This is a genomic window from Paenibacillus sp. VMFN-D1 (assembly GCF_003386155.1).
Lineage (GTDB): Bacteria > Bacillota > Bacilli > Paenibacillales > Paenibacillaceae > Paenibacillus_AQ > Paenibacillus_AQ favisporus.
Map to the genome: position 1 here is coordinate 587,644 of NZ_QRDU01000002.1, position 14,874 is coordinate 602,517.

The following is a 14,874-nucleotide window of genomic DNA, read 5'->3' on the forward strand; positions in this document are numbered from 1 at the left end:
GAAGCGGGTGTTGACGTATGAAATTGGAACCGTTGGTGGAGGAATACCGCGGCGGCGTGCTGGAGAACGTGCATCTCGGCGTGCTGTGCGGCGTATCGGATCAAGGAGAAGTCATCTATGAAGTGGGCAATGCGGAGCATATGACCTTCCTGCGTTCGGCGGCCAAGCCGTTCCAGGCGATCCCGGTCATGAAGCAGAACATCGCCGAAAAGTACGGGCTGACGGCTGCGGAAGCCGCCATGTTCGCCGCCTCCCACCGGGGCGAAACGTATCATATCGAAGCATTGGAATCCATTATGGCCAAAACCGGCCTCAAAGAAGAGCAACTGCTGTGCTGCCCGACCTATCCGCTGAACGATGAGCCGAAGTTCGCCCTCATGCGGGAAAATAAACCGCCGCGCAAGCTGTATCATAACTGCTCCGGCAAGCATCTCGGCATTCTGGCCGCGGCGAGGGAGATGGGCTTGCCGACCGAGACTTACTGGCAGCCATCGCATCCGCTGCAGCAGGACATCCTTCACACACTCGCGGACATGGCCGAATATCCGGTCGATCAGATTAAAGTAGGCGTTGACGGCTGCGGATTTCCGATCTTTGCGCTGCCGCTGAAATCGATCGCCACGGCATACCTGAAGCTGGCCTGCCCAGAGCTGATCCGTGATGCCGGAACGCGGGAAGCCGTGCAGCGCATGGTCCGCTATATGCACGCGGCGCCGGACAGTATCGCGAGCCATCAGTTTATCTGCTCGGAGCTGCTGCGGGACGACAACATCGTCGCCAAGGGAGGAGCCAAAGGTGTCTACTGCTTCTCTTTAATTCGGGAACGCGTCGCTTTTGCGCTGAAAGTGATCGACGGCTCGGAGACACCGTGGCCGATCGCCGTTGCTTCGATCCTCGAGCAAATCGGATACAGCAACCAGGCCACGATTGACCGTCTGTATACGGTCGTTCCAAAGGAAATCAAGAACGACAACCACATTGTAGTCGGCGAGCGCAGAGCCGCTTTTACCCTGGCAGGTAAGTAAACGCAAGCTTCTAATAAAGTAATACTCTCCTTTTTTGAAAAATGCTTCGATCTACGAAACTAGCATTTCGGCAGTAACGAATAGAGGAAGCAGGAGAGACCATGCACCTGATTGCCATTGACACGCAGTACTGGAAGTTCTTCAGCATGAATGAGCACAAGAGATTCGGATTCACCCGCGGCTTCCTTCGGAAACGGCGGTGCAATCATACATTCACAAAGGGGACATAAAGGAGTGGGACATGCAATGAAAAGGAAAAAGGTAAGCTTGCTGGCGACGCTGCTCGTCGTATCGGCCATTTTCACAGGATGCTCGTTCACAGGCGGCGACAGTAAAGGCGCGAGCTCGGGCACGACGGGGGACACGGGCAATGCCGCACAGACGGCGTCCAAAGAGCTGAGACTGTCCGTAGAAAGCGAAATTAAAGACCTGAATCAATGGGCGGCATCCGACGATGTATCGTTTACGGTGCTGAACAATATCGGAGAAGGGCTGTACCGCCTCGATCCGAAGAACGAACCCCAGCCGGCCATGGCAGAGAGCTCGGAGCTGTCCGAAGACAAGCTGACGTATACATTCAAGCTGCGCGCTGACGCCAAATGGAGCGACGGATCGCCGGTAACGGCAGCCGATTTCAAGTTCGCTTGGCTGCGTGAAATGGATCCGAAAACCGGAACCAACGGCTATTCCTTTATTATGACGGACTACATCGTGGGTGCAGCCGAGTACGCAGAAGGCGGTTCGGCGGACAAAGTCGGCATCGAAGCGAAGGATGACAAGACGCTGGTCGTTCATTTGAAGCAGCCGACGCCTTACTTCCTGAGACTGACTTCGCTGGCTCCGTACTTCCCGATGAAAGAGGAATTCGTGAAGTCCCAGGGTGAAAGCTACGCGCTGAGCCCGCAAAACATGCTGTTCAACGGTCCTTACACGCTGACTTCGGTTGATGCCGCCAGCGGTGCAGTGCTCGAGAAGAATGCCGGCTACTGGGACGCTGCGAACGTCAAGGTGGACAAAGTGGACCTGAAAGTCATCAAGGAAAAGAGCACGGCGCTGAACGCTTACAAAGCCGGACAGCTTGACCGCGTGCTGCTGCAGTCTTCCGATGTCAATGCATCCAAGTCCGACCCTGGATTCGGAACAGGCATCAACTTCAGAACGACGTACCTGCAGTTCAACCTGAAGGCGGACGGCGTGAGCAACATCAACATCCGCAAAGCGCTGGAATACGGCTTCGACTCCAAGCTGCTGGCGGACCAGGTGCTGAACAACGGTTCCAAAGCCGCTACAGGACTGATTCCGGACCAAATGAGCGCAACGGGAGGCAAAAGCTTCCGCGAAATGCAGGGCGACCTGATCACGCCGGATGCGGCCAAAGCCAAATCCTATTGGGAGCAAGGGGTTAAAGAGCTGGGTAAAGCGCCTAAAATTACGATGCTCGTAGCGGACACCTCCGAAACGAAGGACGTCGCTACCTTTATGCAGAGCGAGTTCAAGAAAAACCTCGGCATCGACGTGGCCATCGACACCAAAACGGCGAAAGCCCGCGGACAGCTGATGGATAACAGCCAGTATCAGATGGCGATTACCGCATGGGGCGCCGATTATGATGATGCCATGACGTATCTGGATCTGTGGGCAAACCACACGCCGTACCGCGGTAACTATGAAAATCCGAAGTACGACAAGCTGATCACTGACGCCAAGAAAGAAACGGACGAAGCAAGACGGATCGACATGCTGCTGGCTGCCGAAAAAATTCTGACGGCAGAAGACGTCGTGGTCGTTCCAATCTACTTCGGCGGATACTCCTACCTGCTGAGCGATAAAGTCGAAGGACTGGACTACCATCCATACGGCAACCCGGTTGACTTTAAATATGCAAGCATCAAGTAATGCCGCTTCACATGGGCATGTATCGGGAGAGGAGAGAAGCGCGGCTTCTCTCTTTCCCTTTCCTGGATCAAGCTCCGGGACGTAATGAAAATTTTGAAGGCCCCGCGTATTGGGAGGTGCAACATTGAAACGGTATATCGGCATCCGGATCGTATACTTACTGCTGACGTTGTTTATTATTACGACCGCCACCTTTTTCCTGATGAAAGCACTGCCTGGCACTCCGTTCGATGAAGAGAAGCTTCAGCAGCTGCCGCAGGAACAAAGACAGATGATTTATGCCAGCTACGGCTTGGACAAGCCGGATGGCGTGCAGTACGTGAACTATTTAAAAAATATTGTCAAAGGCGATTTGGGAACGTCGTTTTTCTACACCGGTCAACCTGTAAAGGACATCATCATGAGCCGGATCGGACCTTCGGCCTTGATCGGTCTGCAAGCGGTTCTGCTGGGACTGGCCATCGGCATGATCCTGGGGATCATCGCCGCTTACCGCCATAACTCCGGCTGGGACTACGCCACCATGATTATCGCCGTTCTCGGCGTGTCGGTGCCGAATTTCGTGCTTGCGGCGCTGCTGCAGTATTTTGTCGGGCTCAAATGGGGGCTTCTGCCGGTCGCATTCTGGGAGAGCTATCCCAGCTCCATCCTGCCGTCCATTGCGCTCTGCGTCGGCGTCATCGCCTTGATCGCCCGGTTTGTACGGACAGAGATGCTGGAGGTGCTTGAGCAGGATTATGTCACGACGGCTAAAGCAAAAGGGCTCGGGTTCGCGCGCATCATGTTCCAGCATGTGATCCGCAACTCGCTCATTTCGGTCATTACGATTCTTGGTCCGATCGTGGTCAATTTGCTGACAGGTTCGCTCGTCATTGAGAATATTTTTGGGATTCCGGGCATCGGGAGCCTGTTCGTCGACTCGATCAAAATGAACGATTATTCCACGATTATGGGGATCACGATTTTTTACAGCGCCTTCTATGTGTTCGTCATGCTGATCGTGGATCTGCTGTACGGCCTGGTGGATCCGCGGATCCGTCTGGCATCGGGAAAGGAGTGAGGATATGACGCAAATGGATAACGTGGATGCGCTGTTTAAGCCGGCCGCCGCAAAGCCGGACGAACGGGAGAAGATTTCGGGCAAATCCTTGACGGCTTTTCAGGACAGCTGGAGGCGGCTTCGTCAAAATAAAGCAGCGATCGTCAGCTTGGTCATCCTGGTCATCATGCTGCTGCTGGCGATCGTTGGTCCGTGGATCGGACATCACGACTATTACTCTACCGATTATAATGCCGTCTATCAAAAACCGAACGCCGATCATTGGTTCGGCACCGATAAATTCGGCCGGGACCAATGGGCCCGCGTATGGCAGGGAACGCGCGTGTCGCTCCTGATCGCCGTGCTCGCCGCCGCACTCGACCTCGTCATCGGGGTTGCCTACGGCGCCATTTCCGCCCTGTTCGGCGGAAGAGTCGATAACGTGATGCAGCGGATCGTCGAAATTTTGACCGGGATTCCGAGCCTGATCATTATCATCCTGCTGATGATGGTGATGAAGCCGGGGATTGTGACCATCATGGTCGCGATGTCCATTACGGGCTGGGTCAACATGGCCCGGCTGGTCCGGGCACACATTATGAAGCTGAAGTCGCAGGAATTCGTCCTGGCGGCCCGCACGCTGGGCACGTCCACCGGGCGCATTATTACTAAGCATTTGATTCCGAACACGATCGGCATCATCGTCATCAACACGATGTTCACGATTCCGTCGGCGATCTTTACCGAAGCGTTCCTGAGCTTTATCGGCCTTGGACTTCAGTCGCCGATGTCTTCGCTCGGGGTGCTGATCAACGACGGCTTCGCATCCTTGAATACGCAGGCATACCTGCTGCTGTACCCTTCGATTGTCATCGTCCTCATCATGGTAACGTTCAATATTCTGGGTGACGGGCTGCGGGATGCGCTGGATCCGAGAATGCGGAAATAGGGGGAAGAGAGAATGGACAATTTGCTCGAAGTGCAGGATTTGCAGGTCAGCTTTTTCACATATGCGGGCGAAGTGCAGGCCGTGCGCGGCGTCGGCTTTTCCCTGGGCCGGGGCGAGACGCTGGCGATTGTGGGGGAATCCGGCTCCGGCAAATCGGTGACTTCCAAAAGCATCATGAGGCTGCTGGCGAAGTCCGCAAAAATTAAACACGGCTCGATCCGTTTTGAAGGCAAGGATATCGCGTTGCTGCCTGAAAAGCAGATGCAGGATATCCGGGGCCGGGACATCTCGATGATTTTTCAGGACCCGATGACGTCGCTGAACCCGACGATGACGATCGGCAAGCAGATTACCGAGGTGCTGAAGAAGCACCGCAAGCTCGGCGGCGCGGAAGCCAACCGGCGGGCGGTGGAACTGCTGGACCAGGTCGGCATCCCGAATCCGGACAAGCGGCTGAAGCAGTACCCGCATCAGCTGTCCGGAGGCATGCGCCAGCGCGTGGTCATCGCGATTGCACTGGCGTGCAACCCGAAGGTGCTGATCGCCGACGAGCCGACGACCGCGCTCGACGTGACGATCCAGGCGCAAATTCTGGAGCTGATGAAGAAGCTGCAGCAGGAGCTGGATACGTCCATCGTGCTGATCACGCATGATCTGGGCGTAGTCGCGAATATGGCGTCGCGCGTAGCGGTCATGTACGCCGGTAAAATCGTGGAAACCGGTACGGTAGACGAAATCTTTTACGAAGGCAAGCATCCGTATACCTGGGGTCTGCTTGCTTCCATGCCGAAGCTGCATGAGAAATCGGAGGAACTGACGGCTATTCCCGGCACGCCGCCGGACCTCAGCGACCCGCCCAAGGGATGCCCGTTTGCGGCACGCTGTCCGTACGCCATGGAAATTTGCCACGAATATATGCCAGAATATACAGAGCACTCGGAGACGCACCGCGCGGCCTGCTGGCTGCAGGACAGCCGGGCGCCGAAAGTGCAGAGTCCGCTTGCGGGAGGTGATCGGCCATGAAGCACGAGAAGGGGACAAAACCGCTGGTCGAGGTCAAGCATTTGAAGAAGCATTTTGACGTGGGCCGCGGACAGATTCTGAAAGCGGTGGACGACGTCTCGTTCGACATTTATCCGGGGGAGACTTTCGGTCTTGTCGGCGAGTCGGGCTGCGGCAAGTCGACGCTGGGCCGCACGCTGATCCGTCTCTATGAAGCGACGGAGGGGACGGTCAGCTTTGACGGCGAGGCGGTGCACGGCCGTAAATCCAATGCCGAGCGGAAGAAGCTGAGTCGGAGCATTCAGATGATCTTCCAGGATCCGTATGCGTCGCTGAACCAGCGGATGACGGTGACCGACATCATCGCCGAAGGCATTGACGCTCACGGCATCGCCAAGAACCGCAAGGAGCGCCAGCAGATGGTCTACGACCTGCTGGAGACGGTCGGACTAAACCGCAGCCACGCTGAGCGGTTCCCGCACGAATTCTCCGGCGGCCAGCGCCAGCGAATCGGCATCGCCCGGGCGCTTGCGGTTCATCCGCGGTTCGTGATCGCCGATGAGCCGATTTCGGCGCTGGACGTATCGATCCAGGCACAGGTTGTGAACCTGATGAAGAAGCTGCAGCAGGAGCTGGGATTAACGTATTTGTTCATCGCTCATGACCTGTCGATGGTGAAGCATATCAGCGACCGCATCGGGGTGATGTACCTCGGGGGCATGGTGGAGCTTACGAGCAGCGACGAGCTGTTTGAGAATCCGCTGCATCCATACACCAAAACGCTGCTTTCGGCGATCCCGATCCCCGATCCGAAGCTGGAGCGCGGCCGGGAACGCATGGTGCTGCAGGGAGACCTGCCAAGCCCAATCAACCCGCCGAGCGGATGCCGATTCCGGACGCGCTGCCCGTTTGCCACGGAGCTGTGCGCTGCGGAAACGCCGGTATGGCAGGAAGCGGAAAAAGGGCACTGGGTAGCCTGCCATATATATGATCCAAGTAAAAATATGACTGTAAATAAGGAGGGAGCCGGCGCATGAGCTGGTATGAAATGGCCGAAGAGCGGGAAGAGGCCTTGATTGAAGATCTGTCCGGACTTCTGAGAATCGACAGTGTCTATGATCCGGACACCAGCGGCCCCGGGCAGCCGATGGGCCAAGGTGTTGCGGAGGCACTGCAATATATGCTGGACCTGTGCGCGGCCGAAGGCTTCCGGGTTCGGAATTTGGACGGATACGTTGGATACGCCGAATTCGGCCCGGAATCGGCCGAGAGCTATGTGGCCGTTCTGAGCCATCTGGACGTCGTTCCGGCATCCGGGAAGTGGACGACCCCTCCGTTTGAGCCGTCCGTCCGGGGCGGCAAAATTTTTGCGCGCGGCGCCGAGGACGATAAAGGCCCGGCGATGGCTGCGTTTTACGGACTCAAAATTGTCAAAGACATGGGGCTTCCGCTGAAGCACCGGATCCGCCTTATTTTTGGAACGGACGAGGAGCGGACAGGGAAGTGCATGCAGAAATATAACGAGCTGGAGCCGGCACCGATTTGCGGTTTTACGCCGGATGCTGATTTTCCGATCGTTCGGGCCGAGAAGGGGCAGATCAATACCCGGCTGCTCTTTAAGCCGATCGAGGAGAGCGATTCGTCCGGCTACGAGTACCGGCTGCGGTTGTTCACGGCCGGCGAGGTGGCCAACAGCGTGCCAGAAGGGGCGCGCGCCGAGGTAGCGGGAGATGCAGGCAGCCTAAGTGCGATGCAGAAGGCTTATGAGGACTACTGCGCGTCGGAAGGGCTGAAGGGAAGCTTTGAGATCGATGCGGACGGGCAGACGGCGAGCCTGTCGCTAACCGGTAAGACGGCCCATGGCATGGAGCCGCAGCTCGGCATTAATGCGGGCCTCAAGCTGATCCATTTTCTGAAGGAGTTCTCGTTTCCTTCGGGTGCGGAGCATTATCTCCATACGGTCGATGCGCTGATGTACGGCGATATTCACGGGCGTGCCTTCGGCATTGCAATGGAAGACCAGATCACCGGACCGCTGACGGTCAACACAGGGCTGCTGCAGTATGATCCGGAAGGAGAATCGTATTTTCACATCAACCTGAGATATCCGGTTTGCGGAAATCAAGCGGATATTCTGGAGAACATCGGGGTCCGGGCCTCGGCCTGCGGCCTTGAGATCGAACCGCCGAGCTTGAAGCATCCGCACTGCGTGCCGGACGATCATCCGATGATCGAAGCGCTGCAGCGGGTCTACGAGGCGGAGACGGGGCAGCCGGCCGAGCTGCTGTCCACCGGCGGCGGAACTTATGCGGCGTATATCGCAAACGGCGTCGCTTTTGGCCCGGTATTTCCGGGCATGGCCAATTCGGCACATCAAAGGAACGAACATATCGACATCGATGCACTGATTCGCTCGACGGCAATCTATGCCCGGGCGATGCATGAGCTGGCCAATCTGAACCTATAATCTGCGGCTTAACCAAAATTCTTGTAAAGGAATGTACAGCTGATGGAATTGATATCAGGAACAGGGCAACCGGCGGATGTAACGATCTATCCGGTGTTTGAGGACAGCGAAGGCCAACCCGCCGGGCTCACCCTTCGCGATGGGATGGGCGGCCGCGGCGCCGTCCATTGGTTTTACGGACGGCACGGGGAGCAGGATATTCTCGTCGTCGGTCTGGGCAGCCGGGACAAATTCGGCATGGAGGCGCTGCGGGAAGCCGCCGGCGGAGCGGGCCGCGAAATCCGCAAGGCGTCCTTGAGAACCGCGTCGATCGACGGTACGGCTCTCCGTGTCATTTTCGGGGAAGGCGAATGGCCCGAACAGGCGGCCGTCGCCTGGGTCGAAGGATGGCTTCTGGGCACATATGTGTTTGATAAATATACATCGCGCCACAAGAAGGGGCAGGTGGATTGGATTCGGATCGAGTCCGCCGCCGAGCGGAGCTATGCGGAAGCGGCCTGGCTTGGACGCGCGCGGGCCGAAGCGGTCGCCTTGGCCCGGGACCTGTGCAACGAGGCGCCGAATGATCTTCATCCGGCCAGCTTCGTGCAGCGGATCAAGACGATCTTCGCCGGCCGGAACGTGAATCTTCACGTGTACCAGGGCGAGGAGCTGAAGCAGAGGCAGATGAACGGCCTGCTGGCCGTCGGCAGCGGAAGCAAGCATCCGCCAGCCATGGTGGAGATCGAATACTTCGGCGATTCAAACGCCCCGCATCTTGCGCTGATCGGCAAGGGGATCACGTTTGACATGGGCGGCATGAACCTGAAGGTCGCCCGGGATCTGAGCGAAGCCCGCTTCGACATGGGCGGGGCTGCGGCCGTCATCGGCGCGATGGATCTGCTCACCCGGCTGGAAGTGAAGGCGAGAATCACGGCGCTCATTCCGATCGCGGAAAACGTGCCGGATGGGGACGCCATCCTGCCGTCGCATGTGATCCGCTATCCCAACGGATTGTCCGTGCAGGTGGTCAACACGGACGCCGAAGGAAGGCTGATCCTGGCCGACGCCATCCTGCACGCCGCCCGGAACGGAGCCGAGCGGATCATCGACATTGCGACGCTGACCGGTGCGGTGGGACACGCATTGGGGCTGCGGGTGGCCGGCATCTGGGGCGACGCCGGGTTTGCCGAGCAGCTGATGCGGATCGGCAGCAAGAACGGCGACCCGATCTGGCGCCTGCCGCTCGTCGATGAGGACGAGGAGCTCCTGGGCAGCCCGTACGCCGACCTGGCCAACCTGGCATCGAGCCCTTACGGGGGAGCTAACATGGCGGCCTTGTTCCTGCGGCGGTTTGTGCCTTCTAAGGCGCGCTGGTGCCATATCGACATGGCCAATACGTCCCAGGTCCCGGCGGACCGGGGATATAAAGCTGCCGGGGCTACCGGTTACGGAGTCCGGCTGCTGGCCGATTTTGTGACGGAACAGGCCAATTCTGGAAATGGAGGCACTGCGGAGTGAAGCTGGAAGTGATCGCAACCAATTTGTACGACGCGCTCATCGCCGAGAATGCGGGAGCGGACCGCCTGGAGCTGGTGACGGGCATTATGGAAGGCGGATTGACGCCGGGGCCGGGCATGATCCGCAAGGTCGTCGGCTTGATGAGCATTCCGGTCCATGTCATGGTCCGGCCGCACAGCCAGTCGTTCGTCTACGACCAATACGACCTGCTGACGATGCGTGAGGATATCGCCTTTATCAAAGAGTGCGGGGCGGCGGGAATCGTGCTTGGAACGCTGAAACCGGACCGCACGGTGGATACCGAAGCGCTGGAAATGCTGCTGAAGGAGGCCGACGGTCTGAACGTAACGTTCCACCGGGCCTTCGACGAAATCGACGATCAGCTCGGCGCGCTCCGGACGTTGTCGGCATATCCACAGATTAACCGGATTCTGACTTCCGGAGGGCCGCGGCCCGCGCCGGAGTCGACGGACCGCATCCAAGCACTGGTCGAGGCATCGGCCGGAACCGGCATCCGTATCTTGGCTGGATACGGTTTGACCGTACCTGGGCTATCGGAGTTCGTCCAAAAGACGGGCGTGCCTGAGGTCCATTTCGGCTCGGCGCTGAGAGCGGAAGGGAATTACCTGCTGCCGCTCGATTCCGAACGGGTGAAGGCGGCGGCGCAGACGGTGAAATCCATCGCAAAGTCAGCAGGGTAACAACAAAATACTCGATTACTGTGGTGAAATCATTGGACAAACAACCTAAGATGATCGTCGGGGTTGATCTCGGCGGAACGAAAATCGCAACAGGGCTTTTGGACGCCAGCGGACGGATGCTGGCCCGGAGCCAGAAGGCGACCGCAGGGCTGAAAAGCTCGGAAGAGGTCATTCAGTCGATCGTAGATACGATAACGGAAGTGAGTGGAGAATACGAAATCGCCGGTGTCGGCTTGGCCTCACCAGGGGCGGTCGACACCCGCCGGGGAATCATCCGCAACGGGGTGAACCTGCCCGGATGGAACGGCATTTCGCTGCAGGCGGAGCTGGAGAAGCGGCTGCAGGTGCCGGCCAAGCTGATCAATGACGCGAACGCGGCGGCATGGGGAGAATACGTGTACGGTGCAGGACGCGGGGCACAGAGCATGGTTTACGTCACCCTGAGCACCGGCATCGGCTCGGGCCTGGTTCTTGACGGGAAGCTGTACCTGGGGACAAGCTCCTTCGCTGGCGAGCTCGGCCATACGGTGGTCGACCCGAACGGGGCGTTGTGCGGCTGCGGTCAGCGGGGCTGCTGGGAGACCTATGCTTCGGGGACGGCCATCGCCCGCCAGGCATCCGAGGCGGCTGCAGCGGCGGCGGAAGGCATGACGCAGATGACCGCGCTGGCTGAAGCGGAAGGTGTGCCGCTGAGCGCCAAGCATGTGTTTCAAGCCGCGGCGATGAACGACAAGCTGGCCCAAGAGACGCTGGAGCAGGTTATACATTACACGGGCCTTGGACTGATGAATATCATTCACAGCTTCAATCCGGATTGCATCGTCATTGGCGGCGGCGTCAGCCGCGCCGGGGCTGCCTTCTTCGAGCCGCTCCACGGGAAGACCGGTGAGCTGGTCATGGAGCCTTATCGGGGCACTTATGCCATCAAGCCCGCTGAGCTCAAAGACGATGTGGGCATTATCGGGGCTGCAGCGCTGTTCGTGGAATAGACGGCTCAAAAATTAGCCGCTATCTTATGGATTATGCGTGCATTTTAAAGAGGCAGCATGGATATGAATTAAAAGGGAAGGGCAAATCCATACATGTTATGGATTTGCCCTTTTTTTGAAGAGAGTCAGAAAGTATAAGTTTCAGAGCTTCGCTTCCTGATTTCGCAAGAAAAACTTCCTTTAGACGCGGTCTGGCTTCTTTGAAGGTACGTCGATAGACGTTTTTCTTATGTAGCTGCTGAGTTTTGAAGAGGGTGCGTCGAACCTAATTGGAAGTTAGTTTTGCAATTTTACATCAATTTAATGATTGAATGTTTCAATGTATTGCAATATAATGCCAATAGAAACAACCGCAATACTACCAATACCAATATGATGAGATCGGGGTGGATATTCATTGGCACAGACTCAAGGCGTACTGACGTATCCAGAGATCGGCGGACAATCCGACGCGCTGGCGGCTGCCTGGAAGCAGCTAGAGGCGCAGCAGGAATGGATCTCCCAGTTTATCGGCAATTCTTCGTTTGATGAAGTGATTTTTATCGGGTCGGGGACTTCCTATTATTTGGCGCAGACCGCCGCATCCACGTTCCGCAAATGGACGGGGCGCAGCGGTGCGGCCTATCCGTCATCCGAAATCTTCTTGTTCCGGGAGCAGGCGGTTCCGCCCGGAAAACGTGTGCTGCTCGTCGGGATTTCCCGTTCGGGAGAGTCGACGGAGGTTATTCTCGCACTGGAATCGGTGAAGGATTTGCCGGATTGGACGATCTGCAGCATCACCTGTGATGAGGAAAGCACCATGGCGAAGCTCGCTCCATACTTACTGTCACCGCTCGGCAAGGAGAAAAGCACCGTCATGACGAAATCTTTTAGCAGCATGACTTTTATGCTCCAAGCGGCGATGGCTCGCGCTGCCGGCAAGACGGAGCAGCTCAAGGAACTTCAGGAAGCCGTGGAACTCAGCGCAGGCGTGGTATCCAAGGCGGACGAAACCGCCAAGGAACTGATTTCCGGCCATCCGGAGCTGAACAAATTCATATATTTGGGCATGGGATCCTATTACGGGCTGGCGCAGGAAGCCTGCCTGAAGATCAAGGAAATGTCCTGCGTATGGACGGAAAGCTTCGGCACGATGGAATTCCGGCACGGACCGAAATCGGTCGTCGAGCCGGGAACGATGGTCTGCCTGCTGCTGTCGGAAACGGCAAGGGACTATGAAATCAAGGTAGCGCAGGAGATGAAAGAATACGGCGCGTATGTTGTCATCATTACCGCGGACAAGGGCGGAGACACCGGCTTTGCCGATCTCGTGTTCGAGACCGGAGGCCGGGCACTGTCCGATGAGGCGAGAGCGGTGCTGTACATGCCGCTGGTTCAATATATCGGGTATTACACCGCACTGCGGGAGGGGAGAAATCCGGACAGCCCGCGGAATTTGACCCAGGTGGTCAAAATTTAAACCATAAGGAGAGAATCGCTTTGAGTGAACGAAATGGATCGAAAGAAGAACGCCGGGAACAGATATTGGACTACATCCTGCAGCACGGCTCTATTTCCCTTCAGGAGGTGACGGCCCGCTTCAAATGCTCTGAGGCTACGGCACGCCGGGATCTGGAAGCGCTTGAGAAATCGGGACGGGTCATCCGCACGATGGGCGGAGGTGCCAAATCCGCGGGAATCACCGCCGGAAGGGAAATTCCATTTCACGAGAAGCAGAACAAGCTGTACCAGGAAAAGGAAAAAATCGCCGCTATGGCGGCTTCCCTCGTGCAAGAGGGGGACGTGGTCGGCCTGACGGGCGGGACCACGACGTATCTCATTGCGAGGGCACTCAAGAACCGCCGCAATATTACGGTGGTGACCAATGCCGTCAATATTGCGATGGAGCTGTCGGAGAACGAAGACCTTCAGGTCGTGCTGACCGGCGGCATGCTGCGCAGCAAAAACTTCGAGCTGTGCGGACCGCTTGCCGAGCGGACGCTGGAGGCGATCAACATTCACACAATGTTTATGGGGATCGACGGTTTTTCGGCGGAACAGGGGGCCAGCACTTATTCCGAGCTTGAAGCGAATACGGCGATGATCATGATGAAGCGCACCAACCGCACCATCGCCGTATTTGACCATACGAAGAACGGCCGCAATTCCCTGTTCCAGGTGGCGCCCGTGGCGGCCCTGCACGGAATCATTACGGATGAGGATCCCGGAGAGGAGCTCCGCAGCCGGTTGAAAGAAGCCGGGGTGCAGGTGCATGTCGCGCAATAACATTCTGTGAAATAAGGGCAGGTGCTCAGCATGGAAGTGTTTGCGGGAGTCGATGTCGGCGGAACGAATATCGTATGCGGTCTGGTAACTTCCGCCGGACAAGTGGTTCATAAGCTGAAGCGGCCGACGGAAGCCGGACGCGGTCCGGATGCGGTACTGGAGCGAATCGCCGCAATGATCGAGGAAGCGGTTGCCTCGTACCGCGGGGAAGACGGACAGCCTGTAACGCTCGCGGCAGCGGGGATCGGACTGCCCGGGCTGGTCGATCCCGAGGAAGGCATTGCCAAGTTCGCAGGCAACCTCGGCTGGCGCGACCTTCCGGCCGCCAGCCGCCTGAAGGCCAGGCTGCAGCTGCCGGTATTTATTGATAACGATGTCAGAACGTATGTGTTTGGCGAGGCGCTGTATGGAGCCGGTGCAGGCACAGGCCACGTCATCGGCGTGACGATCGGGACGGGCATTGCCTCGGCCATGGTGAATGAGGGGAGCCTGTTCTACGGCTTCCGCCATATGTCCGGTGAGCTGGGGCATATCGTTATGGAGGGGCTCAGCGATCCGTGTCCATGCGGCTTGACGGGCTGCCTGGAGACTTACGCCTCCGCCTCCGGTATGGTGCGGCAGGCCCGGAAAGCGATAGAGTCCGGTGAGCCGACGGTGCTCCGCAGCTGGTTTCCGGGTGAACGCCTCGCGGAGCTGACGGCGGCGGATTTGTCGCGGGCGTACGATCAGGGTGATGCGCTGGCCGTTTCCATTCTGGAGCGGGCGGGTTCGTTGCTCGGCCAGGCGCTGTCCTACGCCGTTTCGCTGAACAGCCCGGAGATGATCATTATCGGTGGCGGCGGGGCGCTGGCGGGAGACCGTATTTTGAAGCCGCTGGAGCGGGAGCTGATGAGCCGGATTCTGCCTGATTACCGCGATCGGCTCAAGATCGTTCCCGCCATGCATAACGACGATGCGGGCGTGACCGGGAGCGCTATGTACGCAAAGCATAAATATACCGCATTGAGCGGATTGATACAGGACAGCAAGGCATAACAAACG

At 57.7% G+C, this 14,874-nt stretch carries 13 protein-coding genes; all 13 read left to right on the top strand.

From position 1 onward, the window contains the following. Positions 1-17 precede the first annotated feature (17 nt). Entirely contained in the window at positions 18-1,025 is a 1,008-nt protein-coding gene (locus tag C7820_RS18130) for an asparaginase (protein WP_116232224.1), read from the top strand. A 246-nt stretch (positions 1,026-1,271) separates the two neighbouring features. Next, on the top strand, positions 1,272-2,921 hold the full coding sequence (locus C7820_RS18135) for a peptide ABC transporter substrate-binding protein (RefSeq protein ID WP_105441793.1): 1,650 nt from the start codon (positions 1,272-1,274) through the stop codon (positions 2,919-2,921). Positions 2,922-3,045: 124 nt separating this feature from the next. After that, on the top strand, positions 3,046-3,981 hold the full coding sequence (locus C7820_RS18140; RefSeq protein ID WP_116232225.1) for an ABC transporter permease: 936 nt from the start codon (positions 3,046-3,048) through the stop codon (positions 3,979-3,981). A 13-nt stretch (positions 3,982-3,994) separates the two neighbouring features. Next, entirely contained in the window at positions 3,995-4,909 is a 915-nt protein-coding gene (locus tag C7820_RS18145; protein WP_258875328.1) for an ABC transporter permease, read from the top strand. A 12-nt stretch (positions 4,910-4,921) separates the two neighbouring features. Next, positions 4,922-5,932 (top strand): ABC transporter ATP-binding protein, encoded by a 1,011-nt coding sequence (locus C7820_RS18150; protein ID WP_116232227.1) that lies wholly within the window; start codon positions 4,922-4,924, stop codon positions 5,930-5,932. Continuing rightward, positions 5,929-6,948: an ABC transporter ATP-binding protein gene (locus tag C7820_RS18155; protein ID WP_116232228.1), complete on the top strand. Its 1,020-nt coding sequence runs from the start codon at positions 5,929-5,931 to the stop codon at positions 6,946-6,948. The genes C7820_RS18150 and C7820_RS18155 overlap by 4 nt, the downstream gene beginning before the upstream one ends. Beyond that, positions 6,945-8,378, top strand: a complete 1,434-nt coding sequence (gene pepV, locus C7820_RS18160; protein ID WP_116232229.1) for a dipeptidase PepV — start codon at positions 6,945-6,947, stop codon at positions 8,376-8,378. Before C7820_RS18155 ends, pepV begins: the two co-directional genes overlap by 4 nt. 42 nt (positions 8,379-8,420) lie before the next feature. Beyond that, positions 8,421-9,878: a leucyl aminopeptidase family protein gene (locus C7820_RS18165; RefSeq protein WP_116232230.1), complete on the top strand. Its 1,458-nt coding sequence runs from the start codon at positions 8,421-8,423 to the stop codon at positions 9,876-9,878. Further along, complete coding sequence (locus tag C7820_RS18170; RefSeq protein ID WP_116232231.1) at positions 9,875-10,579, top strand: copper homeostasis protein CutC; 705 nt, start codon at positions 9,875-9,877, stop codon at positions 10,577-10,579. Before C7820_RS18165 ends, C7820_RS18170 begins: the two co-directional genes overlap by 4 nt. Before the next feature lie 32 nt (positions 10,580-10,611). Continuing rightward, positions 10,612-11,568, top strand: coding sequence for an ROK family protein (locus C7820_RS18175; RefSeq protein ID WP_397334180.1), 957 nt, complete (start codon positions 10,612-10,614; stop codon positions 11,566-11,568). A gap of 397 nt (positions 11,569-11,965) precedes the next feature. Continuing rightward, positions 11,966-13,027 (top strand): SIS domain-containing protein, encoded by a 1,062-nt coding sequence (locus C7820_RS18180; protein ID WP_116232233.1) that lies wholly within the window; start codon positions 11,966-11,968, stop codon positions 13,025-13,027. Positions 13,028-13,047: 20 nt separating this feature from the next. Beyond that, complete coding sequence (locus C7820_RS18185; RefSeq protein ID WP_105441783.1) at positions 13,048-13,833, top strand: DeoR/GlpR family DNA-binding transcription regulator; 786 nt, start codon at positions 13,048-13,050, stop codon at positions 13,831-13,833. 30 nt (positions 13,834-13,863) lie between these two features. Beyond that, positions 13,864-14,868, top strand: a complete 1,005-nt coding sequence (locus C7820_RS18190) for an ROK family protein (RefSeq protein WP_116232234.1) — start codon at positions 13,864-13,866, stop codon at positions 14,866-14,868. Positions 14,869-14,874: the final 6 nt, after the last annotated feature.